At 73.4% G+C, this 24,463-nt stretch carries 22 protein-coding genes; 4 read left to right on the plus strand and 18 right to left on the minus strand.

What is annotated here, in order from left to right; translation table 11 throughout:
- Nucleotides 1-10: 10 nt before the first annotated feature.
- Nucleotides 11-1,189, minus strand: a complete 1,179-nt coding sequence (locus tag BM093_RS12270; RefSeq protein ID WP_143105348.1) for a peptidoglycan recognition protein family protein — start codon at nt 1,187-1,189, stop codon at nt 11-13.
- A gap of 262 nt (nt 1,190-1,451) precedes the next feature.
- On the opposite strand from BM093_RS12270, the gene BM093_RS12275 reads away from it, so the two are divergent.
- The gene (locus BM093_RS12275; RefSeq protein ID WP_093341732.1) at nt 1,452-3,287 is read left to right on the plus strand and encodes an acyl-CoA dehydrogenase; all 1,836 of its coding nucleotides are present in this window, start codon (nt 1,452-1,454) and stop codon (nt 3,285-3,287) included.
- Between the two features lie 105 nt (nt 3,288-3,392).
- On the opposite strand, the gene BM093_RS12280 is transcribed toward BM093_RS12275, so the two are convergent.
- From BM093_RS12280 to BM093_RS12295, 4 genes are all read right to left on the minus strand, one after another.
- Nucleotides 3,393-3,818 carry a CBS domain-containing protein gene (locus BM093_RS12280; protein WP_093341734.1) on the minus strand — a complete coding sequence of 142 codons (426 nt, stop codon included), beginning with the start codon at nt 3,816-3,818 and terminating at the stop codon, nt 3,393-3,395.
- Nucleotides 3,819-3,908: 90 nt separating this feature from the next.
- Nucleotides 3,909-6,254, minus strand: a complete 2,346-nt coding sequence (locus BM093_RS12285) for a VanW family protein (RefSeq protein ID WP_093341736.1) — start codon at nt 6,252-6,254, stop codon at nt 3,909-3,911.
- A gap of 70 nt (nt 6,255-6,324) precedes the next feature.
- Nucleotides 6,325-6,645 carry a GroES family chaperonin gene (locus BM093_RS12290; protein ID WP_093341851.1) on the minus strand — a complete coding sequence of 107 codons (321 nt, stop codon included), beginning with the start codon at nt 6,643-6,645 and terminating at the stop codon, nt 6,325-6,327.
- A 194-nt stretch (nt 6,646-6,839) separates the two neighbouring features.
- Entirely contained in the window at nt 6,840-8,030 is a 1,191-nt protein-coding gene (locus BM093_RS12295) for an ATP-binding protein (protein WP_093341738.1), read from the minus strand.
- Between the two features lie 317 nt (nt 8,031-8,347).
- Here BM093_RS12295 and BM093_RS37910 point away from each other — a divergent pair, with 317 nt between their 5' ends.
- A complete protein-coding gene (locus BM093_RS37910) occupies nt 8,348-8,482 on the plus strand; it encodes a hypothetical protein (RefSeq protein ID WP_281248704.1) in 135 nt (44 codons plus the stop codon).
- 16 nt (nt 8,483-8,498) lie between these two features.
- Here the strand turns inward: BM093_RS37910 and BM093_RS12300 are convergent, their stop codons facing one another.
- The 6 genes from BM093_RS12300 to BM093_RS12325 all read right to left on the minus strand — a co-directional run bounded on the left by BM093_RS12300 (nt 8,499) and on the right by BM093_RS12325 (nt 14,136).
- On the minus strand, nt 8,499-9,038 hold the full coding sequence (locus tag BM093_RS12300; RefSeq protein ID WP_143105351.1) for an FxsA family protein: 540 nt from the start codon (nt 9,036-9,038) through the stop codon (nt 8,499-8,501).
- 59 nt (nt 9,039-9,097) lie between these two features.
- Complete coding sequence (locus BM093_RS12305; protein WP_093341742.1) at nt 9,098-10,672, minus strand: dihydrolipoamide acetyltransferase family protein; 1,575 nt, start codon at nt 10,670-10,672, stop codon at nt 9,098-9,100.
- A 14-nt stretch (nt 10,673-10,686) separates the two neighbouring features.
- Nucleotides 10,687-11,673: an alpha-ketoacid dehydrogenase subunit beta gene (locus BM093_RS12310; RefSeq protein WP_093341744.1), complete on the minus strand. Its 987-nt coding sequence runs from the start codon at nt 11,671-11,673 to the stop codon at nt 10,687-10,689.
- 3 nt (nt 11,674-11,676) lie between these two features.
- On the minus strand, nt 11,677-12,864 hold the full coding sequence (locus BM093_RS12315; protein WP_093341747.1) for a thiamine pyrophosphate-dependent dehydrogenase E1 component subunit alpha: 1,188 nt from the start codon (nt 12,862-12,864) through the stop codon (nt 11,677-11,679).
- 205 nt (nt 12,865-13,069) lie between these two features.
- Nucleotides 13,070-13,402, minus strand: a complete 333-nt coding sequence (locus BM093_RS38165; RefSeq protein ID WP_093341749.1) for an antitoxin — start codon at nt 13,400-13,402, stop codon at nt 13,070-13,072.
- A 149-nt stretch (nt 13,403-13,551) separates the two neighbouring features.
- Complete coding sequence (locus BM093_RS12325) at nt 13,552-14,136, minus strand: peroxidase-related enzyme (RefSeq protein WP_093341751.1); 585 nt, start codon at nt 14,134-14,136, stop codon at nt 13,552-13,554.
- Between the two features lie 62 nt (nt 14,137-14,198).
- On the opposite strand from BM093_RS12325, the gene BM093_RS12330 reads away from it, so the two are divergent.
- A complete protein-coding gene (locus BM093_RS12330) occupies nt 14,199-14,543 on the plus strand; it encodes a DUF3024 domain-containing protein (protein ID WP_093341753.1) in 345 nt (114 codons plus the stop codon).
- 8 nt (nt 14,544-14,551) lie between these two features.
- Here BM093_RS12330 and BM093_RS12335 read toward each other — a convergent pair whose 3' ends face one another.
- From BM093_RS12335 to BM093_RS12355, 5 genes are all read right to left on the minus strand, one after another.
- Entirely contained in the window at nt 14,552-16,660 is a 2,109-nt protein-coding gene (locus BM093_RS12335) for a hypothetical protein (protein ID WP_093341755.1), read from the minus strand.
- 325 nt (nt 16,661-16,985) lie between these two features.
- A complete protein-coding gene (locus tag BM093_RS12340; protein ID WP_093341757.1) occupies nt 16,986-17,165 on the minus strand; it encodes a YbdD/YjiX family protein in 180 nt (59 codons plus the stop codon).
- Nucleotides 17,162-19,360: a carbon starvation CstA family protein gene (locus tag BM093_RS12345; RefSeq protein ID WP_425439141.1), complete on the minus strand. Its 2,199-nt coding sequence runs from the start codon at nt 19,358-19,360 to the stop codon at nt 17,162-17,164. Before BM093_RS12345 ends, BM093_RS12340 begins: the two co-directional genes overlap by 4 nt.
- 208 nt (nt 19,361-19,568) lie before the next feature.
- A complete protein-coding gene (locus BM093_RS12350) occupies nt 19,569-21,392 on the minus strand; it encodes a phosphoenolpyruvate carboxykinase (GTP) (RefSeq protein WP_093341760.1) in 1,824 nt (607 codons plus the stop codon).
- A 389-nt stretch (nt 21,393-21,781) separates the two neighbouring features.
- Nucleotides 21,782-22,141 carry a hypothetical protein gene (locus tag BM093_RS12355; protein WP_093341855.1) on the minus strand — a complete coding sequence of 120 codons (360 nt, stop codon included), beginning with the start codon at nt 22,139-22,141 and terminating at the stop codon, nt 21,782-21,784.
- A gap of 351 nt (nt 22,142-22,492) precedes the next feature.
- Between BM093_RS12355 and BM093_RS12360 the strand changes: the two genes are divergently transcribed.
- Nucleotides 22,493-22,948, plus strand: a complete 456-nt coding sequence (locus tag BM093_RS12360) for a hypothetical protein (RefSeq protein WP_093341762.1) — start codon at nt 22,493-22,495, stop codon at nt 22,946-22,948.
- 67 nt (nt 22,949-23,015) lie between these two features.
- Here BM093_RS12360 and BM093_RS12365 read toward each other — a convergent pair whose 3' ends face one another.
- Together BM093_RS12365 and BM093_RS12370 are read right to left on the minus strand one after the other, a co-directional pair.
- The gene (locus tag BM093_RS12365; protein WP_143105352.1) at nt 23,016-23,273 is read right to left on the minus strand and encodes a DUF6802 family protein; all 258 of its coding nucleotides are present in this window, start codon (nt 23,271-23,273) and stop codon (nt 23,016-23,018) included.
- A gap of 100 nt (nt 23,274-23,373) precedes the next feature.
- Nucleotides 23,374-24,384 (minus strand): hypothetical protein, encoded by a 1,011-nt coding sequence (locus BM093_RS12370; protein WP_093341766.1) that lies wholly within the window; start codon nt 24,382-24,384, stop codon nt 23,374-23,376.
- Nucleotides 24,385-24,463 lie beyond the last annotated feature (79 nt).

Genomic DNA, 24,463 nt, shown 5'->3' on the forward strand with positions numbered 1-24,463 from the left:
GTTCAGTGGGTCAGCGGTCCAGGACACCCGGCGGGTCCTCGGCCGAGGACGCCGGCGAGCCGCCGGTCCCGAGGAGCTTCTGCCACACCGGATGGTCGACGACGTCCGGAACGCTCTCCACCTTCCGGTACGCCGCCAGCACCTCGACGGCCCGGGCGGCGTCGCTCTCCGCACCCGCCCGCACCGTGCGGGCCAGCTCCGGCCAGGACTCGCCACCGAGGATCCCGTTGGCGTCGTCGGCGTCGTGCGCGACCTGGAACTCGGTGAGGGAGGAGCGGGTGCGCTCGTCGAACCGCCCGTCCGGCTTCCCGTGCAGCGTCCCGGCGTCCCGGAGCAGGTACTGAGCCGCCTCGACCAGCGGCCCCGAGTCGCCCGTGCGCAGCAGCGGCCAGGCCGCCTTGCTCACCTCCTTGCGGGACAGCCGCCGCCCCAGCAGGCCCGCCACCTCGGTCCGCAGCCGCGGCAGCATCCCGTAGAGCCGGTCACCGGGGCAGATCGTGTTGCGGTAGTCGCGGTGCCCGTAGAGCTCGGTCGGCGCGATGCCGTACTGCGCGCAGATGTAGGCGCACGTCGCCCGCAGCGAGTCCCACAACGGCGCGGGCGGATCGACGTCGATGTAGGTGCCCTCGTTCTCGATCCCGATCGCGATCACGTTCTGGCCGGGCGAGTGCGCGCCCTCGACGACCCGGCGCCCGCCGTTGAGCTCACCCAGGCTCCAGAGCCGCCCCTCCATGACGTGCCCGCCACGGGAGATCGTGAAGTGCTGGCCCGAGTCCAGCCAGCCGTTGCGGTCCATGTGGAAGTTCTGGATGCCGCGCGCCATCCGGTGCGCGGCCGGCACGCTGAAGTCACCGGTGTTCGACCCGGCGGTGTGGTGCACCAGGATCCGGATCGGCCGCTGGTCCCAGATCTTCGGCGGGTACTTCGGCTTGCGGGCGCCCCACTCCGCGCAGCGCGCGATGTAGGGCGCCCGGACCTGTTCGGCCCGTGCGCCGGCACCGGCAGCGGGTCCCGGCACACCGTCCGGGCCCGGCACCTGCGGAGGCCCCGGCACCTCCGGTGGGCCCGGCACCCGCGACGACGGCGGGGCCGGCTCGGTCGTCGGTGGTGTGCCGGCGAACGCCCGCCCCGGCACCACCAGCCCGGCTCCGGCGGCGGCCCCGACGACCAACGCCCCTCGCCGGCTCACCCGTCGTCCGCCTGCCTCACCCATGACCGTCCTCCCGAGTCACACGCACCACGGACGCCCCCTGCGTCCCTGATGTCACGCGCATCTTTCGGGCAGAAGCGCGAAAACCCGGCACGGCGCGCCGGGGTGTCGCATCACCCGGTCGTGTCGGTGCGCCGGACGGCGGTCCGCACCTTGCCCCGGTTACCGACGAGTAATACTCTGGAGTCAGTTACCGGCCGGTAGTGGAATCGGCCCTGGCAGGAACGGCGGTGAAGGACAGATGGGCCACTACAAGAGCAACCTGCGCGACCTCGAGTTCAACCTGTTCGAGGTGTTCCGGGTGCAGGACCACCTGGGGACGGGCCCGTTCGAGGGCGTCGACCTCGACACCGCCAAGGGCGTGCTGTCGGAGCTGTCGACGGTGTGCACCGGCCCGCTCGCCGAGCACTACGCGACGATCGACCGCAACCCGCCGGTGTTCGACCCGGCGACGTTCTCGGTCACCACGCCGCAGGAGCTCAAGGACGCCTACCAGATCCTGTGGGACGGCGAGTGGTGGCGCCTCGGCCTGCCCGCCGAGCTGGGCGGCTACGGCATCCCGCCGTCGGTCCAGTGGGCGGCCGCCGAGATGATGCTCGGCTCCAACCCCGCCGTGTTCATGTACATGGCGGGCCCCAACTTCGCCTCGATCCTGCACGCGAACGGCACCGACGAGCAGAAGCACTGGGCCGAGCTCATGATCGACCGTGGGTGGGGCGCCACGATGGTGCTGACCGAGCCGGACGCCGGTTCCGACGTCGGCGCCGGGCGCACCAAGGCCGTCCAGCAGGAGGACGGCACCTGGCACATCGAGGGCGTGAAGCGCTTCATCACCTCGGCCGAGCAGGACTTCACCGAGAACATCATGCACCTGGTGCTGGCCCGCCCCGAGGGCGCGAAGCCGGGCACCAAGGGCCTGTCGCTGTTCCTCGTGCCCAAGTTCCACTTCGACACCGCGACCGGCGAGCCGGGCGAGCGCAACGGCGCCTTCGTCACCAACGTCGAGCACAAGATGGGCCTCAAGGCCTCCACCACCTGCGAGCTGACCTTCGGGGCGCACGGCACCCCGGCCGTGGGATGGCTGCTCGGCGAGGTGCACGACGGCATCGCCCAGATGTTCCAGGTCATCGAGTACGCCCGGATGATGGTGGGTACCAAGGCCATCGGCACCCTGTCGGCCGGCTACCTGACCGCGCTCGAGTTCGCCAAGGAGCGGGTCCAGGGCGCCGACCTGACCCGGATGACCGACAAGACCGCGCCGCGGGTCACGATCACCCACCACCCGGACGTCCGCCGCAGCCTCATGCTGCAGAAGGCCTACGCCGAGGGGCTGCGCGCCGTCTACACCTACACCGCCACCTACCAGGACCGGATCCGGCTCGGTGGCGACGGGGCGATCAGCACCGAGCTCGCCGAGAAGGTCAACGATCTGCTGCTGCCGATCGTCAAGGGCGTCGGTTCGGAGCGGGCCACCGAGCAGCTCGTGCAGTCGCTGCAGACCCTCGGCGGCTCCGGCTTCCTGCAGGACTACCCGATCGAGCAGTACATCCGGGACGCGAAGATCGACTCCCTGTACGAGGGCACGACCGCGATCCAGTCCCAGGACTTCCTCTTCCGCAAGATCGTCCGGGACAACGGCCAGGCGCTCGCGCACGTGGCCGGTGAGGTGCAGGCGTTCATCGACTCCGACGCCGGCAACGGCCGGCTGAAGGAGGAGCGCGAGCTGCTGCGCACCGCGCTCACCGATGTCCAGGGGATGCTCGGTGCGCTGACCGGCTACCTCTACGCCTCCGCGGAGGACGTGACGAACCTCTACAAGGTCGGCCAGCACACGGTGCGGCTGCTGATGGCGGTCGGCGACCTGCTGGTCGGCTGGCTGCTGCTGCGTCAGGCCACCGTGGCGCTGGAGGCCCTGGGCACCGACGGTGTCCCGGCGAGGGACCGCGCGTTCTACGAGGGCAAGGTCGGCGTCGCGTCGTTCTTCGCCCGGACCGTGCTGCCCCGCCTGACCGCGGAGAAGGCGGTCGTCGAGAACGCCGACAACGCGCTGATGGAGCTCGACGAGGCCGCCTTCTAGCGAAGCGACCGGCCGACGGACCGGCCCCGGGCGCGGACTCCCCGCCCGGGGCCCTTCGCCTTCCAGCCCCCGCGCGGCGCTACGGCGCGGCACTGCAGCGCGGCACTACTGGGCGATGTAGCTCTCCAGCTGCTCGCGCTCCTGCTCCAGCATGTCGATGCGGGCCTTGACCAGGTCGCCGATCGAGACGATCCCGGCCAGCGCACCGTCGACCACGACCGGCAGGTGCCGCACCCGGTGCTCGGTCATGACCTTCGCCAGGTCACCGACGCCGTCGTCCGGTGAACAGGTCACCACCTCGGTGGTCATCACCTCGGACACCCGGGCGTTCAGCAGGGCGCTGCCCTGCTGGTGCAGCCGGCGCACCACGTCCCGTTCGGACACGATCCCGACCAGCCTGCCGTCGTCGACGACCGGCAGCGCACCGAGGTTGCCCTCGGAGATGAACCGCAGCACGTCGGTGACCGCTGCGTCGGACGCCACCGTGGTCACCGCGCTGCCCTTGCCCTTGAGAACGTCCGCGATCCGCATCAGTACCCCGATCCCTCGCCCGTCGGCCGAGGGATCAGGGTACGAATGTGATGCGGGTCTCGTCAGCTCCTGCGGCCGACGATCACCGGATCAGCCGCCGCAGTTCACGATCGGTTGCGGGTTGTACTTCACCGTCCGGGTGTCGCTCGTGGTCTCCCCGGTCTGCACGTTGCGCATCGTCCGGGTGTCCGTGGCGGTGAAGCCCGGGGAGCCCTTGCTCGGGCTGCACGGCTCACCGGCCGGGATGTTGACGACCTGCGGCTCGGTCGGGTTGGTCCGCGGCCCGGTGGACGACGTGACGTCCCACATCTTCTGTCCCAGGAACGACACCGTCACGTTGCTCGGCGTCCACGCCGTCTTGATCAGCACGGCCGTCGGGCCGTCGTTGCGGAACTTGACGTCGATCAGGTTGTTGAAGACCGTCGCCTCGCGGGCCACCGGGTAGCGGCTGATGTAGTAGCTGTGTTCCTTGTGCTCGACGTCGGTCATCCCGGCGAAGTACGACGCGTTGTACAGCGTCGTCGCGAGCTGGGAGACACCGCCGCCGACGCCACGCGCCGGGTGGCCGTCCTCGATGATGCCCGCCTCCACGTAACCGTTGCCCTTGTTGCGCGGGTTGGTCACGCCGTTGAGGCTGAACGTCTCGCCGGGCTGGACGATCTGGCCGTCGATCGCCTCGGCGGCCCGCTTGATGTTCTGGCCGGAGTCCGCGGCGAAGCCCTGGGTCGTGAAGCTGCCGATCTCCACCGCGTTGCCCAGCGACTCCAGGTCCGCGGTGGTGATCTCGGCCGGCTTCTCCGCGTAGACCGCCGCCACCTGCCGCGGCCCCTCCCCGGTCAGGATGGGCAGCACGTTCGTGAGCGTGGCGTCGTAGTCGATGCCACGACCGTCCTGCGAGGGGATGACCGTCGGCGGGGTCGCGGCGAAGTCGAGCCGGGCGTCGACGGCCGGCTTCTCGGTGCTCTCCAGCTGCGGCTTCGCCGCCTCCTCGAGCGTCTTGTTCGCGATCACCGGCTTCAGCTTGGCGGCGCCCTCCGGGTCCGCGCTGAAGCTGAGCGCCTCGGCGATCTGCTCCGGCGTGATGGTGGCGTTCGCGCCCTCACCGGTGATCGTGAGCGGCCCGGAGACGGCCGGCTTCGCCACCTCGTCGATGGCCTGCTGCACGTCGGCGGGGGTCGTGACGGCCTGCTCGATGATCAGCGGCAGCTCCACCGGCTCGCCGGAGGCCCACCGCTGCTCGACGACGCCGACGGCCGCGTCGACGTCGAGCTGCTGGCCCGGCTCGGGCGCGACCGGGACCGGGTTGAGCCCCTCGAAGTCGACCGAGCCCTCCTTCGGCTCCTTCATGACCAGCGGCGCGATCTGCTCCAGCGCGGTCCGGACGGCGCGGTCGTCGGCCGAGTTGACCACCTGCACGTCGCGGTCGGTGAAGAACGAGGAGATCCGGGTGATCGGGTTCAGCGGCTGCTCCCCGGCCTCGTCCAGGGTGCGCTCGTAGTCGACCTCCAGGCCGGCCGCCTTCGGGTCGATCTCGCTGCGGACCTCACCGGCCTGCACCGGCACCGGGGCGGTGGACCGCGGCTCGATGGCGGCCTGCAGCTTCTCGGTGGCCGCGGCGCGCGACATCCCGCCGATCTCCTGGCCCGCGACGGTGACACCGCGCGGAACACTGCCCGAGGAGAACACCAGGTCGCCGACATAGCCGAGGGCCAGCACGCCGAGCACGGCGGCCGCGACGATCAGGCCGGTCGGGCGCTTGCGACCGGAGCCGCCCTCGCCGTCACCGCCACCGGATCCGGCACCGGAGCCGTCCCCCGGGCCACCCGGGCCGCCGGGACCACCGGGGCCGCCCGGGCCACCGGGGCCACCCGGGCCGGGGGCGCCGGTCGCGCCGCCGAACGCGGCGGTACCGCCGGTCTCGATGCGATCGGTCTGCCCGGTCGCCTCGGTGCCGCCCTGCTGGGCGACCGCGGGCGTGACCCGGGGCAGGACGTGCGTGCGCTGCTCGCTCAGCGGCGCCGCGGGCTCGGCGGGCGCCTGCTGCGCCGTGGGTGCGGCGGACGGCTGCTGGGCCGTGGGTGCACCGGCAGGCTGCTGGGCCGGGGGAGCGCCGGCCGCCTGCTGTGCCGTGGGTGCACCGGCCGGCGGCTGTGCCGTGGGTGCACCGGCCGGCTGCTGCTCCGGGGGAGCACCGGCCGGACCGGACGCGGGTGCCGGGGCGGGCGCAGGTGCGGGGGAGGCCACGGTCGGCTGCGCGGCGGGGTCGGGCGCGTCGGCCGCGCCGCGGGGACCGGGCGAGGGACGGCGCGCGGACATCACCGGACGGCCGGACGCAGCGGCCCCGTCGGGCGTGCCACGGTCTCCCGCTCCCGCATCCGGCGCGGGCGTCACCGAGTTCTCGGTGGCCTCGCCGGGCGGGGACTGACGCTCGGGCATGAGGTGGAGATTCCTTTCCGCACCGCCGTCGGACCGGCCGTGCTGCACGCCTCGGGCGGCGGGCCCGGGATCAGAGGTAGAGGCCGGTGCCGTACTGCGTGGCTTCGGACGCCACCGCGTGCAGGTCCCGCTCGCGCATCACCATGTGCCCGACCCCACCGATCTCGACCTCGTACTGGTCCTCGGGAGCGAGCAGGACACGGTCGCCCGGCTTCACCGTCCGCACGTGCTGACCCACCCCCACGACCTCTCCCCAGACCAGACGCTTGGCGACCTGTGCGGTTGCCGGGATCACGATTCCGGCCGAACTCCGCCGCTCCCCGGCGCCCTCGATCTTCTTGATCATGACCCGGTCGTGGAGCATCTGAATCTCGAGCTTCGGCTCCGCCACGGCCGTGATGCTACGGGCCGGGCCCGACGGTTCCCGCAGCGCCCGGCCGCGCGACACCGGGCCCCGAACGTGGAAGGCCCCGCGACACCACCAGGTCGGGGGTCCGGTGGCGTCGCGGGGCTCAGCAGGGCGTTCGTCCGCCGACGGAGTTCCGTTACACCGCAACGATCTTTCACCCGTGCGGAGTACGGATCTCAGGAGTTGGCGAGCAGGTACCGCCCGAAGTGCGGCACCGTGAACGCGATCTTCCCCCGTTGGGCCGAGAAGACCAGCCCCTTCTTCAGCAGGCTGTCCCGGGCGGGTGAGAGCGACGACGCCCGCCGGTCGAGGTGCTTCGCCACGGCCGCGGTCTCGATCGGCAGGTCCTCGCCGTCGGTCAGCTCCGCCATCGCCCGCAGGTACTCCCGTTCGGCCGGGGTGGCGCGCTCGTAGCGCGAGCCGAAGAACCCGACCGCGAGCTCGGCCTCGGCCTCCGGTGCCGCCATCGCGACGTCCTCGGCCCCGATCGGGCTGGTGGGTGCCGCGTCCCAGGCCGCCTTGCCGTAGGCCTGCACGAAGTACGGGTAGCCGCCGGAGCGGTGGTAGAGCTCCTCGAGTGCGTCCTCGTCGAACGTCGCGTCCTCCCGCTCGGCCGGCGCGAGCAGCGCGAAGTCGGCATCCTTGCGGTCGAGCCGGTCGATCCGGGAGTACTTGAACAGCCGCTCCGAGTACGACTTCGACGCCGACAGCACCGCCGGCAGGTGCGGCAGCCCCGCGCCGACCACGACCAGCGGGGCCCGGGCCTGGGACAGCTCGTGGCAGGCCGCGCAGAGCGCGGACACGTCGTCCGGTTTGAGGTCCTGCATCTCGTCGACGAGCAGCGCGACCCCGGACCCGACGTCGAGCGCCAGCTCGGCCACCTCGGTGAACAGCTCGACGAGGTCGATCTCGATGTCCCCGGAGTCGGCGCGGCCGTTCTTGACCGGGACGTCGATGCCGGGCTGCCAGCGGTCGCGCAGCTTGGTCCCGTCCGGTGAGGACCGCAGGGCGAACGCCTTGAGCACGCCCAGCACCTCGTCGATCCGCTCGGGCGCACGGTGCCGGACGGCGAGGTCACGGATCGCCCGGTGCAGGGCGGCCGACAGCGGACGGCGCAGGTCCGCGTCCGGCCGGGCCTCGATCTTGCCCGCACCCCAGCCGGAGTGCATCGCCATCGAGCGCAGCTCGCCGAGCAGGACCGTCTTCCCGACGCCGCGCAGCCCGGTGAGCACCAGGCTGCGTTCCGGGCGCCCGCGGGCGACCCGCTCCAGGACGATCTCGAAGGCGTCGACCTCCCGGTCCCGGCCGGCCAGCTCGGGCGGGCGCTGCCCCGCTCCGGGGGCGAACGGGTTGCGCACCGGGTCCATGCCGGGGACGGTATCGGTCGATCTTCCGGATTCCGTAGACGGCGACGGCGGACACCCCGGCGTGTCGCGACCGTCCACCCGGCCGGCCCAGTGGCCCGCGCGGTCACGGAACGTGGTCGTTCCGGGCGTCTATGCCGGCTCCGGGGCCGGACGAGCGAGTGGTCGTGGACGGTCGGTGCACATCCTCCGGTGAATCACACTGATGTCGTCACGATCCGGTGGCGCTCCCCGGATGACCTTCAGAACAGGACTCTCACCAGCGACACTTGTCGGAGAGTCACCCTGTCGCACGCTCGTGGCCCCGGGAGGGAAGCGCCGTGAACCGACACCGTGGGCGGCACCGGGCCGCCGCGACGCACCACTCGACCCTGCGCATGCGGCCGGGCACGCAGCGTCGCCGGGTACTGCACGGGTTGCGGTCGCTGCTGGGCGGAGCCCGGCCCGGCTGGTGAGCGCCGGGCGGCGGGATCAGCGGTCCCGGCGGTCCGGCTCGTCGACGACCTCCCCCTCGACGATCTCGCCCTCGATCACCGGGGGCGATCCGGCGGTGCCCGGGCCCCGGCCCGCGCGGCCGGGCTCGGCGACCGTCTCGCCCTCGACCACGGTCGCGCCGTACCGGATCCGGGCGGTCCGCAGCCCCGGGGAGGCCCGCTCGGCGGCCCGCACCATGCGGCGCCGCGCGAGCCCGCGGGTCGGCGGGAAGACCAGGGCCAGGCCGAGCACGTCGGTGATCAACCCCGGCAGGAAGAGCAGCACGCCGCCGATCGCGATGAGCAGGCCGTCGGTCGCCTCCTCGTGGGCGAGCCGGCCGCGCTGCACCGCGGTGGCCAGCGCCCGGGCGGCGCGGGCCCCCTCGCTCCGGGCGAGCAGCAGGCCCAGCACCGAACCGGCGAGCAGGACGAGCAGCGTCCAGCCCAGCCCGATCCAGGCGACCAGCGCGGCGATCGCCACCACCTCGAGCACGACGTAGAGCAGCACGAACGGCATACCCGTAGAACGCACGAGCACGCCGTTCTGCTCCCGGTCCGCCCGAATTTCCCGGATCGATCACCCGGGGCCGCCCGGGCTCACCAGGTGAGGGCGACCCCCGGATCCTCCAGCAGTGCCCCGACGTCGGCCAGGAACCGTGAGCCCTCGGCCCCGTCGACGAGCCGGTGGTCGAAGGAGAGCGCCAGCCGGCCGACCGTGCGCACGGCCAGCTCACCGTCCACCACCCACGGCGCCTGTTTGATCGAGCCGAGCGCGAGGATCGCCGACTCCCCGGGGTTGAGGATCGGCGTGCCGGTGTCGACGCCGAAGACGCCGACGTTGGTGATCGTGAACGTGCCGCCCACGAGATCCGCGGGTGCGGTCCGCCCGGCGCGCGCGGTCTCGGTCAGCTCGTTCAGCGCGACGGCCAGTTCCCTCAGCCCGAGCAGGTCGGCGTCGCGGACCTTCGGCACGACCAGCCCGCGCGGGGTCGCCGCGGCGATCCCGAGTTGGACGTGTTCGTAGTAGACGATCTCGCCGGCCCGCTCGTCCCAGCTGGCGTTGACCGCCGGGGTCCGGGCCGCGGCCAGGCAGGCCGCCTTCGCGACGAACGCCAGCGGGGTCAGCTTGATCCCGGCGAACTCCTTCGACGCCCGGAGCCGCTCCCGCAGCGCCATCGTCCCGGTGACGTCGACGTCGAGGAACTCGGTCACGTGCGGGGCGGTGAAGGCGCTGGCGACCATCGCGGCCGCGGTCGCCTTGCGGACACCCCGGATGGGCTCGCGCCGGTCCCCGGCCCCGCCCGGGCGCGGGCGCGGTGGGGCGGACGACGGTGCGGGAGCCGCCGGCGCTGCGGAGGCAGCGTTTTCGGAGGGTGCGGCCTCGACGGGGGCGCCCTCGACGCGTGTGGCCTCGAAGAGCGCGGCCTCGCCGGAGTGTGCGGTCTCGCCGGAGTGTGCGGTCTCGCCGGGGGCGACACCGGGGGAGGCTGCGCCGGGGGACGCGGGCCCCGCGGCCGCGGCCGCGACGTCGTCCCTCGTGATCCGGCCGTGCTTCCCGGTCCCGGTCACCGTCCGCAGGTCGACGCCGAGGTCCCGGGCGTACAACCGGACCGGCGGGGCCGCGAGCGGGACCGGCTCCCGGGCGGCGGGTGCGGGTTCCGTCCCGGCGCCGGTGACCGGCTCGGGGGCGTCACCGGCCGGTGCGCCGCCGGGGACCTCCGTGCGCACCCCGGCCGCCTCCCCGGGCCCGACCGCCCCGGCCGCGGCGACACCGGCGGGCGTTCCGGTCGCCGCACCGCGCCGTGGCCGCCGCTTCGCCGCACCCTGCCGCGGCCCGTAGCCGACGAGCGTCGCGATGCGCCCGTCCCGGCCCGGTTCCCCGATCTTCGCGCCGCCCTCGTCCGCGGGCCCGGCCGCACCGGACCCGGCGGACCCGGCGGTGTCGATGGCGATGATCGGCGTCCCCACCTCGACCGTGGCCCCCGGTTCGGCCAGCAGCTCACCGACCGTCCCGGCCCACGGCGACGGCAGCTCCACCGCGGCCTTCGCCGTCTCGATCTCGACCAGCACGTCGTTGACGGCGACCGCGTCGCCCGGCTCGACCCGCCAGGCGATGATCTCGGCCTCGGTCAGTCCCTCGCCCACGTCGGGCAGCTTGAACAGTTCACGCATCGTCGAACAGATCCTCACCAGGCCAGCGCACGGTCGACGGCATCGAGTACCCGGTCCAGGTCGGGCAGGTAGGCGTCCTCGAGACGGGACGGCGGGTAGGGGGTGTCGAACCCGGTCACTCGCAGCACCGGCGCCTCGAGGGAGAAGAAGCACTCCTGCTGGACGCGGGCGGCGACCTCGGCGGTCACCGACGACTCGGCCGGGGCCTCGGCCACCACGACCAGGCGCCCGGTCCGGCGCACCGACGCCGCCACCGGCCCGAGGTCCAGCGGGGACAGCGACCGCAGGTCGATCACCTCGAGGTCGTGCCCGTCCTCGACGGCGGCCGTGGCGGCGTCCAGGCAGGTCTTCACCATCGGGCCGTAGGTCGCGACGGTGAGCGTCGAGCCGGGCCGGACCACCCGCGAGGCGTGGAGCGGGAAGGCCGACTCGAGGGTCGTGGCACCGACGTCGACCTCGCCCTTCTCCCAGTACCGGCGCTTCGGCTCGAAGAAGATCACCGGGTCGTCCGAGACGATCGCCTGCTGGATCATCCAGTGGGCGTCGGCCGGGTTGGAGCACGCGACCACCTTGAGGCCCGCGACGTGCGCGAACAGCGACTCGGGGGACTCCGAGTGGTGCTCGACGGCCCCGATCCCGCCGCCGAACGGGATCCGCACCACGACCGGGACCGGCACCGCGCCCTGCGTCCGGTACCGCAGCTTCGCCAGCTGGGACACGATCTGGTCGTATCCGGGGAAGACGAAGCCGTCGAACTGGATCTCGCAGACCGGCCGGAAGCCCCGCACCGCGAGCCCGACGGCGGCCCCGATGATCCCCGACTCGGACAGCGGCGTGTCCAGCACGCGCTGCTCGCCGAAGTCCTTCTGCAGCCCGTCGGTGATCCGGAAGACGCCCCCGAGCCTGCCGACGTCCTCGCCCATCACCAGCACCTTGGGGTCGCGTTCCATCGCGGCGCGCAGGCCGTCGGTGAGCGCCCTGGCCAGCGTCGTCGTCGCCACCGCTCAGCCCTCCTCGTCCACGAACGACGCGTGGTAGGCGAGGTACTCCGCGCGCTGCGCGTCGACCTGCGGCGACGCGGCCGCGTAGACCTCGGAGAACATCCGCTCCGGGTCGGGCTGCGGCATCGCGCGGCAGAAGGCACGCAGCCGCTCGCCGAGCTCGTCCGCCTCGGCGTCGACGCCCTCGAAGAAGTCCGGCTCGACGCCGTGCCGGCGGGACAGGTGCACCCGGACCCGCTCGATCGGGTCCTTCAGCTTCCACAGCTCCACCTCGTCGGCCAGCCGGTAGCGGGTGGCGTCGTCGGAGGTGGTGTGGGAGTCCATCCGGTAGGTGAACGCCTCGACGAGCACCGGACCGTTGCCGGTGCGGCACTCCTCGAGCGCCCATCGGGTGACCGCCAGGCAGGCCAGCACGTCGTTGCCGTCGACCCGGACGCCGGGGAACCCGTAGCCGCGGGCCCGCTGGTAGAGCGGGACCCGGGTCTGCCGGTCCAGCGGTACCGAGATGGCCCACTGGTTGTTCTGGCAGAAGAAGACCAGCGGGGCGTCGTAGGCGGCGGCCCAGACGAAGCCCTCGTGGACGTCGCCCTGGCTGGTCGCGCCGTCACCGAAGTAGCAGATGGTGGCCTCGCCGGTGTCCGGGTCGCCCACCCGGGACTCGAACCGCTGCCCCATGGCGTAGCCCGCCGCGTTCAGGCACTGGTTGCCGATCACGATCGTGTACGGGTGGAACCGGCGGCCGACGAAGTCCCAGCCCCCGTGGTCGGTGCCGCGGAAGATGCCGAGCAGCTCGGTCGGGTCGATCCCGCGGCACCAGGCGACGCCGTGCTCGCGGTAGCTGGGGAAGGCCATGTCGGTCGGGCGCAACGCCCGGCCGGAGCCGACCTGCGCCGCTTCCTGCCCGAGCAGCGGGACCCAGATGCCGAGCTCGCCCTGCCGCTGCAGCGCGTTGCCCTCGCGGTCGGCCCGGCGGACCAGGACCAGGTCCCGGTACAGCGCCTTCAGCTCCTCGACCGTCACGTCCGCGACGTGCCGGTCGAACCGCTCGTCCGGTACGCGCTCGCCCTCCGGGGTGAGCAGCTGGACGAGCTCGGGGCCGCCCTCGTCGACGCCCTTGAGACCCTTGACGACCTGGTCACGGCTGGGCCGTGCCCGCGGATCGGTCGGTACCCACGCCTGCGGTTGCTCCACGGCGTACCTCCTCGCTGTCGCCCGGGCCGGGTTCCGGCCGGACGGCCTGTCGCCGCGGCCCGCGCGGGTGGGCGGGCCTCGGGACGCGTCGCTGCGTCACCACCGATCCTGGCACGGGATCGACCGGGGAGGACAGGAACGCCGCCCGTGGGTGTCCACAGACGACGACCCCGGCACCGTCGGGCGGTACCGGGGCCGGAGCGGTTCAGGAACCCTGCGGCGTGCCGGGGCTCGGCGGCGGGAAGGCGGGCGGCTGCTGGTTCGGCGTGGCCGGGCCGCCCTGCGGCGGGGTGCCGGGCGCGGGCGGCGTGGTGCCGGGCGCGCCGTAGCCGTAGCCCGGCTGCGGGACACCGGCCGCGTCCTTCGCCTTGCGGGCCGCGCCGGCGATCTGGTTCGTGTACTTGCCGTGGGTCTGCTTGTCCACGAACTGGGCGGCCGAGTCCAGCATCTTGCCGGCCTTGTCCGGGTTGGACCGGGCGTAGCGACGGGCCACCTCGACCGCGCCGGCGAGAACCGTGAGTCGGCGGAACAGGGACATCTGTCAGGACCTCCGTGACGGGCGCGGCCCCTCGCCGGGGCCGCGGGCTCGTGAGTCGCGTGGACCCACGGTAGGGGAACGCGCGGGTACGGGCAGGGAGTTCCCGCTCCGGCGCGTCCGACACCACCGGGTTGATCGGCTGCTGCGGGTTACCGCCCCATCAGGAAGAACTCGCGGTTGGGGCGCAACGCGGTCAGGTGGGCGAGGCGGTTGGACATCGCGAACAGCGCGGTGATCGCCCCGACGTCCCAGATCTCCTCCTCGGTCAGCCCGGCCGCGCGGGCGTCGTCGAGGTCGGCCTCGGCGAGCGCCTCGGACTGCCGGGCGATCAGCAGCGCGAGGTCGACGATCGCGCGCTCCCGCTCGGACAGCTCGGCCGCGTACGGGTTGGTCGCGACCCGGTCGGCGATCTCGGGGTCCTTGGCCCGGATCCGCAGGATCGCGCCGTGCGCGACGACGCAGTACGTGCAGTGGTTCGCCCCCGAGGTGGCGACGACGACCAGCTCCCGCTCGGCCTTGGTCAGCCCGCCGTCCCCGCCCGCGCGGTCGGGTTCCATGAGCGCGTCGTGGTAGTCGAGGAACGCCCGCAGCTCGCGCGGGCGCCTGCCCAGTGCCCGGAACACGTTCGGGACGAAACCCGACTTCTCCGCAATCGCACCGATCCGCTCGGCCAGGTCCGGCGGGAGGTCCTCGACCTCGACGTGCCCGAACCGGCTCACCTCGTGCTCAGCCATACCCGGAAGCTAGTACCCCCGCCTCTTCCGGGACACCGGCCGATCCGGGACCATGTCGCGCCATGGGAGTCCCGGAGCAGGTACGCCAGCAGCTCGCGGCGTGGTGCGCGGAGCTGGTGCCCGAGTCCGAGCGCGACCGGCGCCGGATCGGCTACACGACGGCGGGCAGCACCGTCACCGTCCTCGACCGGCGGCCACCGGCGTTCCCCGAACTGGGCGCGGCCTGGACCTCGACGTCGCTGGCCCAGCTGCGCGCCGACGACCCGGAACCGGGCAGCTGGACGCTCTACATCCCCGCCGCCCGCGGGTCCGGTGAGCGCTGGGAACGCGTGCGTCCCGCGGCCGAGGACCCGTTCGTGCTGCTGGAACGGGTCGCCGACGGCATCCGTGCGGTCGGCTCCGGCTGAGCTGGGCCCTACTCCCCGCTGCCGCCCCGGGCGGCCTCGCGTGCCGCCGGGGCCATGGCCGACGGTGTCGAGGGGCGCCGGTCCTCGTCCTGGGCACCGGCCGGCGCCGACGCGCTGCGCGGCGTGGGGACCGCGGGTGCCGGGGACTCGTCCACCGGGCCCGCCTTGGCCGGGCCCGCCTGGGCCGGGACCGATACCTCCGGCGGGACCGCGGGGACGGCGACGGTGGCCGGTGTGCCCGGCTGCTCCCCGCCCGCCGGTGTGTCCGTACCGCCGGGCTGCTCCGTACCGCCGGGCTGCCCGGTGCCGGTGGCAGTGCCGGTTCCGCGCAGGAACCGGGCCGAGGCCTGGTTGAGTACCTCGAGCAGCGTCGTGCCGGAGGACCCGGCCCGCGGCTCGTCCCCGACGACGGCCAGCATCCGCGGCGCGGCCGCGGTCAGCAGCAGCCCGTCGGCCTGCAGGGCCGCGGCCCCCAGCACGACGACGAGGTCGGCCGAGTCGGCGGGCGGCAGGGCCCGCAGCAGGTCGTCGCTGCGGGCCACGCGCAGCAGCCCGAAGCCCGGGACACCGCGCGCGGCGTCCGCGACCCACGCGTCGGCCAGGTCCCGGTGGGTGCCGCCGAGCTCGCCCAGCAGCCGCCCGAGCTCGGCCCGGTCCGCCACCTCGCGCCGCGCCCGCCCGAGCTCACCGAGCGCGTCCTCGTAGGCCACCGGGTCGTGCGCGCGCAGGGCCGCGACCGCGGCCGCGTGCTCGGGAGCCGCCGAGCCGGCCGGGACCGCCGACTCGCACGCCGCCGCCAGCCGCTCGAGTTCGTCGGCGGCCTCGGCCGGGTCGCCGTGCTCGTCGTAGTCGACGATCGCCCGGGAGACCCGCTCGGCCGCCGCCAGGTCGGGCACCGACACCGGCGAGTCCTGCTGCAGGAACAGGACGTCGTGCCGGATCGCACCGACCGAGCGTGCCGCCGCGGCCACCATGTCCAGGGCCTCGGTCAGCGCGGGCAGGTCCTGCGCGGTCCGCGGGATCGGCAGGCCCAGCACCGAACACAGGCGGGCGATCTCGTCGTCGCGGCGCGCCAGGTGCAGGTGGTGGGCGACCGCGAGGACCTGGTCGTAGTCCTGGGGGATCTCGCCGTCGACCCGGAACGCCCGCAGCAGCGGCTCGGCGTCCTTCTGCTCCTGCGGACGGAAGTAGGACCGGCTGCGGCCCCCGCCGTCCAGGAAGTCCAGGTAGGCGCGGATCGTCTCGGCGCCGCCCTCGGGCAGGGCCTCCACCGGCTCGACCCGGGGCCCGGTCTCCGCCAGGCCGGCCCGGTCGTCGCGCTGCCGGGCGGCGAGGCCCTGCAGCGACTCGAACTCGGCGTGCAGCCCGCTGTGCACCAGCCGCCCGACGACGTCGCGCAGCCGCTCGGCGTCCGGCGTCCGGTCGAGCGTCGCGAGCTTGTCCAGCACGCACCGGGCGACCTGGGTGACGGCGGCCCGGCGGTCGGCGTCGAGGTCGCGCAGCAGGCCCGGGACGATCCGGGCCTCCCCGTCGTCGGCACCGGCGACCGTGCGGGCGGCCCGGGCACAGCACCCGGCGACGTCGGCCGGCGCGGGCACCGCGGACTCCGGCGGCAGCTCCTGGCCGTCCCGGACCGACCGGTCCGCGCCGACGGTCGCGAGCAACCGGCGCAACCGGCGCAGCTCCGGTGCCGGGAGTGCGGGCAGCCGGTCGACGACCCGGCCCGCGACGGACTCCGGCAGCGCACCGCGCACGGCGGTCAGCCGCTCCGGCGACGCGCCGGTCAGCAGGATCCGCATGCCGTAGCCGGTGAGGTCGGCGAGCGCACGGGCCAGCTCGTCCGGTTCGGTGTCGGACAGGACGACCAGCGACTCGGCGGCCACGACCCCGGCGAGGGTCTCCGGCCCCTCGGCGCCGGGCCGGGGCGGGGCGGGGGAGCCCAGCGCCCCGGACAGCGTCCGCAGACCTGCCGGGGGCCGCCCGTCGCGGAGGTCGGCGACGATCCGGGTCGTCGCCGCGCGTACCGCCGGTCCGCCTCGGCCGCTGCCCGCCAGCCGCTCGACGAAACCGACGAGCGCCTCCGGCTCCATGCCCTCGGACACCCGCACATCGAGCATCTCGCCTCACACCTCCGCCATGCCGGCAACGCCGTACCGGGGACGGCGTCCACGATGTCCATCGGCCGTGGCTCGTCCGCCGTTCCGCCTCCCCGCCGTGCTCCGTCCGGCCGACAGCACCGTTCGTCACTCACTGTGACGGTGTCGACACGTACGGGCACACGAGGGGGAGGAGGCCCGATCCCCCCGGAGGCTACCCGCCACATCGCCGTGATGCCGTGACCTCGCTCATCACACCGGTGACGCCACTCGTTGCAGCCCCCGGCGCCCACAGTGGGTCACGAGCACCGGCCCAGTACTGGGCCATCTGTGTGAAATACGGGTCTCAGCAACACCGGGCGGACGGTTCGCGGTCCTGGCGGTCGGTCCGCTCCCGCCAGAACACCCGCTCGGACATCACCGGCTCGCCCGGGTGGTGGGCCGCGCAGTGCTCCAGGTAGCGCTCGTAGTCGCGTTCCCCGGCCAGCTCGCGCACGAACTCCCAGAACGCGCGCAGCCGGCTCATCCGGACCCTCCTGCCCGCGCGAGCTCACGCTGCTTCGCGCGTTCCTCCCGGGTCGGCACGAGTCCGGACGGCGCCCAGATCTGCGACTCCACGTACGGGTCCTCGGAGCCGCTGTCCAGCGGTCGGCCGCGCAGCGCGGTGATCCACACCCGGACCGAGTCCACCAGCACGATCACGATCAGGATGGCGAACAGCGCGGTGAGCACGGTGTCCAGCGTCGTGTTGAACACGACCTGCTGCATGTCCTCGACCGACTTCGCGCTGCCCAGGCTGGTCTTCCCCGCGTCGAGCGCCTCCTGGTACTGGGTGCGCTGCGCCCAGAAGCCCAGCTTCGGGTTGTCGGAGAAGATCTTCTGGTAGCTCGCGGTCAGCGTCACCGCGGCGTCGAACGCGAGCGGGACCAGCGTGATCCAGGCGTACCGGGCGCGGCCGTTCTTGATCAGGAGCGTGGTGCAGACCGCCAGCGCGACGGCGGCGAGCAGCTGGTTCGCGATGCCGAACAGCGGGAACAGCTGGTGGATGCCGCCCAGCGGGTCGTTCACGCCGGCGTAGAGCAGGTAGCCCCATGCCCCGACGATGACGGCGCTGGAGATCCAGGCCGCCGGGCGCCACGACGTGTCCTTGAACCGCGGCCAGACGTTGCCCACCGTGTCCTGCAGCATGAAGCGCCCGACCCGGGTGCCCGCGTCCACCGTGGTGAGGATGAACAGCGCCTCGAACATGATCGCGAAGTGGTACCAGAACGCCCGCAGCGCATCCCCGCCGAAGAGCTCGGAGAACACCGTCGACAGCCCCACCGCCAGGGTCGGCGCCCCGCCCGAGCGGCCGACCAGGCTCTGCTCCTCGACCGCGGCGGCGGCCGCGGCGAGGTCGGCCGGGGAGATCGTGAAGCCGATCTGCTGGACCGCCGCCGACGCCGACTCGAGCGTCGGGCCGAGCACGGTGGCCGGCATGTTCATCGCGAAGTAGAGGCCGGGGTCGAGGATGCAGGCCGCGGCCAGCGCCATGACGGCGACGAACGACTCCATCAGCATGGCGCCGTAGCCGATCACCCGGACCTGCGACTCCTTCTGGATCAGCTTCGGGGTGGTGCCCGAGGAGACCAGGGCGTGGAAGCCGGAGAGCGCACCACAGGCGATCGTGATGAACACGAACGGGAACAGCGAGCCCGCGGCGACCGGGCCGAGCCCGTCGAAGGCGAACCGGGTCAGCGGCGCCATCTGCATCGCCGGCCAGGCCAGCACGATCGAGGCCGCCAGCAGCACGATGACGCCGATCTTCATGAACGACGACAGGTAGTCCCGCGGGGCGAGCAGCATCCACACCGGCAGCACCGACGCGGCGAAGCCGTAGATCACCAGCGCCAGCGTCAGCTGGTTCGCGCTCAGGTGGAAGGTCTCGCCCCACGACGAGTCCTGGACCCAGCCACCGGCGACGATCGCGAGCAGCAGCAGCGCCACCCCGATCACGGAGATCTCGATGATCTTCCCGGGGCGCAGGTAGCGCAGGTAGAAGCCCATGAACAGGGCGATCGGGATGGTCATCGCCAGCGAGAACGTGCCCCACGGCGACTCGGCGAGCGCCTGCACCACGACCAGCGCGAGCACCGCCAGCAGGATCACCATGATCACCAGGACGGCGACGATGGCGGCGATCCCGCCGACCGGGCCGATCTCCTCGCGGGCCATCTGGCCGAGGCTGCGCCCACCTCGCCGGGTGGAGAAGAACAGCGTGACCATGTCCTGGACCGCGCCGGCGACGATGACGCCGACGATGATCCAGATCGTGCCGGGCAGGTAGCCCATCTGCGCCGCGAGCACCGGCCCGACCAGCGGCCCGGCCCCGGCGATGGCGGCGAAGTGGTGGCCGAACAGCACCCGCCGGTCGGTCGGCTGGTAGTCCTGCCCGTCGTCGAGCCGCTCGGCCGGTGTGGCGCGGGTGTCGTCGACCCGCAGGGCCTTGTAGGCGATGTAGCGGGAGTAGAAGCGGTAGGCGATGGCGTAGGACGCCACGGCGGCGAACACCAGCCACGCCGCCGAGATCTGCTCACCGCGGGTGAAGGCGACGATCGCCCACGCCACCGCGCCGAGGACGGCGACCGCCGTCCAGATCGCGATCTGCTGGGGATCGCGGCGCCGGGTCGCCGGACCCCCGCCCCGTCCCTCTGGCTCCCCCGACCGTTCCGTCGTGACCACCGTGGCCCCCCGCTCCGTGCACCGTGTGCGACCGGTTGCACGCCGAACCGGCCCGGGCGAGGAGGTTACGTCCGGCAATCGGCGGTGTCACCGTTGTGCGACACGACGTTATGGAGTCTCGACCCGCCCCGGCGGGCGACCCCGTCCGGCACACGACCGAGCCCCCGCCCGCCGGGACGGCGGACGGGGGCTCCGGGTGTCGCGCGGGTCAGGCTCCGAGGCGCTGCTTCAGTGCCTCGAACTCGTCGCGGATCGAGCTCGGCAGGTTGTCACCGACCTTGGCGAACCACTCCTCGATCAGCGGGATCTCGGCCTTCCACTCCTCGACGTCGACCGCCAGCGAGGCCGCGATGTCGGCCGGCTCGGCATCGAGGCCCTCGAGGTCGATCTGGTCGGCGGTGGGCACGAAGCCGATCGGGGTCTCCGTGGCCGAGGCGGTGCCCTCCATCCGCTCGACGCACCACTTCAGCACGCGGCTGTTCTCGCCGAAGCCCGGCCACAGGAACCGGCCGTCCTCGCCCCGGCGGAACCAGTTCACGTAGAAGATCTTCGGCAGCTTGCCGGCGTCCGCGCTCTTGCCGACGTCGACCCAGTGCGCGAAGTAGTCCCCGACGTTGTAGCCCAGGAAGGGCAGCATGGCCATCGGGTCGCGGCGGACCTCGCCGACCTTCCCGGCCGCGGCCGCGGTCTTCTCCGACGACATCGTCGCGCCCATGAAGGTGCCGTGCTGCCAGTCCCGGGCCTCGGTGACCAGCGGGATGGTCGTCTTCCGGCGCCCGCCGAACAGGATCGCCGAGATCGGCACACCGTTCGGGTCGTTCCACTCGGGTGCCACGACCGGGCACTGCGAGATCGGCGTGGTGTAGCGCGAGTTCGGGTGGGCGGCGTTCACGCCGGACTCGGGGGTCCAGTCGTTGCCCTTCCAGTCGGTCAGGTGGGCCGGGTCGCCCTCCAGGCCCTCCCACCAGACGTCGCCGTCGTCGGTCAGCGCCACGTTGGTGAACAGCGAGTTGCCCTGCTCGATCGTGCGCATCGCGTTGGGGTTGGTCTTCCAGTTCGTCCCCGGCGCGACGCCGAAGAAGCCGAACTCGGGGTTGATCGCGTAGAGCCGGCCGTCGGCGCCGAAGCGCATCCAGGCGATGTCGTCACCGACGGTCTCGGCCCGCCAGCCGGGGATCGTCGGCTGCAGCATCGCCAGGTTGGTCTTGCCGCAGGCGCTCGGGAACGCCGCGGCCACGTAGTACGCCTTCTCCTCGGGGCTGATCAGCTTCAGGATCAGCATGTGCTCGGCGAGCCAGCCCTCGTCGTGCGCGATCGCCGACGCGATCCGCAGCGCGTAGCACTTCTTGCCCAGCAGCGCGTTGCCGCCGTAGCCGGAGCCGAAGCTCCAGATCTCGCGGGTCTCCGGGAAGTGGCTGATGTACTTGGTCTCGTTGCACGGCCACGCCACGTCGGCCTGGCCCTCGGCCAGCGGGGCGCCGATCGAGTGCAGCGCCTTGACCCAGCGGTCACCGGCGGCGTCGAGCAGCGGGACGACGTGCGCGCCCATCCGGGTCATGATCTTCATCGAGATCACGACGTACTCCGAGTCGGTGATCTCCACGCCGAGCATCGGGTCGTCCGAGTCGGTGGGGCCCATGCAGAACGGGACCACGTACATGGTCCGGCCCTTCATGCAGCCCCGGTAGAGCTCGGTCATCGTCTGCTTCATCTCGGCCGGGGCCATCCAGTTGTTGGTCGGCCCGGCACCGCGCTCGGTCTCGGTGCAGATGTAGGTGCGCTCCTCGACCCGGGCGACGTCGTCGGGGTCCGAGGCGGCGTAGAAGGAGTTCGGCTTCTTGTCCGGGTCCAGGCGCGTCAGGGTGCCCGCCTCGACCAGCTGGTCGGTCAGCCGGGTCCACTCCTCTTCCGACCCGTCGCACCACACGACGCGGTCCGGGGTGGCCAGCTCGGCGATCTCCTGAACCCAGGCCACGACGCCCTGGTTGGTGGTCGGTGCGCGGTCGGTACCCGGAACGGTCGCTGCAGTCATGTCGTCCTGTTCTCCTCGCCGGCCCCGGCCCGCCGTCCGGGGGAACAACTACGAGCCCGCGACCTGATCGGCACGGGCCCAGACGGGAAAAGATGTACCAGGAGGCTACCCGCGGAATGGGGCGTCACCCATGGGGCTCCTTGAGAGGTCAGGCACAACACCGATCAGGTAGATCGATTCAGTCAGTTGTGACGACCGCGGGCGTCGTCGCTGCTGACGGGCTTGTCACAAGGACGCAACCCGGCCGGAACAGCCGATTCGGACACGAGTGGTGATCCGGGTGCGGAAATGCGGGGAGCAACGTCGGAGACGAACTCTCATCGGTCTGAAGAATCCGATTCAACGTACATTTAGCATTCCTCTTCGGTACTTATCGTGCAGAAGGGGTGTCACCGCGCCGGAACGACCGGAGCGGCGGGACGCGCGAGCTCCGGGACCATGATCGGCAGCCGGTGTGCGGTGACCTGCCAGTAGCGCGCCGTCGGGTCCGCCGCACGCCAGGCGTCGGCGAGCCGGACGACCGCGTCCGGGTCGATCTGCCGGCGCGGCCGCGGGCGCATCCCGCATCGGGCGCGGACACCGGCATCCAGCGCCCGCCAGGCGTCCTCGGCGGTGGAGTGCACCGAGACCTCCGGCTGCGCCGCACCGGCGGCGCCGCCGGTCGTCCCGGCTGCGGCGTCGTCGGCCGGTCCCGGCCCGGCCGCCTCACCGAGGACCAGGGTGTAGGCGCTGACCACCTCGTAGGGCACGGCTCGCTCCCGCGTGACGTCGGCACCGGCGGCCCGGACGGGACCGCCGCGGTCGGCGGTAGTGAACCAGCAGGGAGGCCCCGGACCGGTCGATCGGGGGACGGCGGGCGGCGGCGCGTCGCCGGAACCGCCCGTCCGGGCCGCCGGACGGTCACCTGCCGCGGTCACGGGCGACCCCGACCGTTCACCGCGCGCGACCGGCGCCCGGGCCGCACGAAACCGCCGGACGGGCCGGCGACGGAAGATCGACAACTGCTCCCGGGCCGGGTGAATCCGGGCCCGCGCGGAACGCATCGACGCGGTTGCTCAGGGTAGGCTCGACGTTCGCGAACGGACGGGGAGGGGCCCACTGTGGAGGGAACCGGCAGCTACCTGACGCTGGTGATCGTCGGCGTCCTGATCACGTTCGGGGTCGGGCAGATCCTGCTGCGTTCCGGGCAGCCGTTCCTCGACGACGTGTTCCGCAACAAGGAGAGCGCCCACTCGATCAACCGGCTGCTGGTGGTGCTGTTCCACCTGCTGACGCTCGGCGTCCTCGGGATGATCTCGATCATCGACGTGAGCGAGAGCGCGGGGCCGGCGCAGACGATCGTGTTCAAGCTCGGTCTCGTGCTGCTGATCGTGGGCATCGCCTACGGCATCTCGATGCTGGTGCTGCTGCGGATCCGGGAACGCCGCCGGCAGCAGGCGGTGTCCGCCGAGATCGACCAGACGATCGCCGAGCAGCGCCGCGGGCCGGGCCGGTTCCGCCGCGGTGGCGCGCCCGACGGTGAGCCGCGCTCGCCGTCGGAGCAGCCGGAGGACTGAGACACCGGACGGCCGGGACACCGGAGGACCGGGACCGGGCCACCGGGCCGGGAGTCCTGCCCGGGCTTCAGTGCCCCGCGCCCTCCCCGGTGACCACGGGGAACAGTCCCTCCACCGGTTCCGGGGGCGGGCCGAGACCTCGCACCCGGTCCGCGAGACCGTCGCCATCCAGGTCGGACCACAGCGAGATGCCACCCGGGGTGTCGACGACCAGGGTGTCCGGCACACCGTCCCCGTCGGCGTCGCGGGCGGCGGGGCCCGACACCGGCACCGCCGACCCGGGCTGCACCGGGCCGGCCGGCCGGTCCGCCCGCGGAACCTGCACCGCCCGCCACCACGGGACCGTCCCGGCTGCCGGTGCCGCGGCGACGACGAGCGTTCCCCACGGCCACCGCACCGGGCGCGCCGGAGCCGGGACGTCCCGCTCAGGCCGCACGACCCGCCCCCGCCCGTCGCGGTGTCGTCGCCCGCACCCGGGGACCGGCCGCGCGTTCGACGTCGAGGGTCCGGCGGATCAGCTCGCGGTCGGCGGCGGCCAGCACCGCCGCACGCACCCGGACGGCGACCGCACGGGCCCGCGCCGCCCGGACCGTCCGCACCCGGGCGCCCACCGCCACCGCGGCGAGCAGCACCAGCCCGGACAGCACCAGGAACAGGCCGGGCCCCGCCGACTGCAGGGCGCGCGACGCCGCGGCGAGCACGGGGAGCAGCGCCAGCACCGTTCCGGACGCCAGGTACCCGGACGGCAGGGACCCGGACAGCACCGACCCCGGCAGGGCTGAAGCCGGCGGCGCCGAACCGCCCGGCAGCGCTGAACCGGACGGCGGCGCCGAACCCGCCGGGCGCACCGACCCGGTCGGCCACGCCGATCCCGCCGGCTGGGCAGAACCGGCCGGCTGCGCTGTACCGGACGGCGCCGACCCCCACGGCGTCGGACCGGACGGGCCCGCCGCGGCACCGGATCCCGCCGCCGGCAGGCGGGCCCGGCCGGTGGCGCGCCGGGAGCACCGGGACGGGAGGGCAGCGACGGCCGCGGCGACGAGGACCGGGCCGGCTCGTCGCGCCGACCCGCCGCACGCCACCCCGCTCCGCGGCACCGGTCCGCGCGGCACCCGGCTTCGGGGGGCCGGGCCTCGTGACCCACCGTGAGTGATCTCCGTCACTCCGAACCCCGGATGTCGCAACGTGCGGCTCGCGCCCGCCCGGCGCAGCGCCGGACCGCACCGGCGCGCCCAGCCGTCGTCGAACTCCGCGGCCGGCTCCTGCAACGCCGCCGCCCACCAGTCCGGGTCCACCGCCCGGCCCGGCCGCCGGGCGATCCGCTCCAGCAGCTCGTCGACCTGCGACGACAGTGTCGCGGCACAGTCCATCCTGGCCAGTGCGAGCACCGACCGCAGCTCGCCGGCCGGGTCCGAACGGAAGGGGTTCGACGGCATGCGGCGAGTCTGCTGCGGCCCGCTGGGGCAGGGATGCGTAGGACTGCGCAACCACCCCCGGTGACCGGGAGTCGCCAAC

Origin of the sequence: Pseudonocardia ammonioxydans, assembly GCF_900115005.1 — a bacterium.
Classification (GTDB): domain Bacteria; phylum Actinomycetota; class Actinomycetes; order Mycobacteriales; family Pseudonocardiaceae; genus Pseudonocardia; species Pseudonocardia ammonioxydans.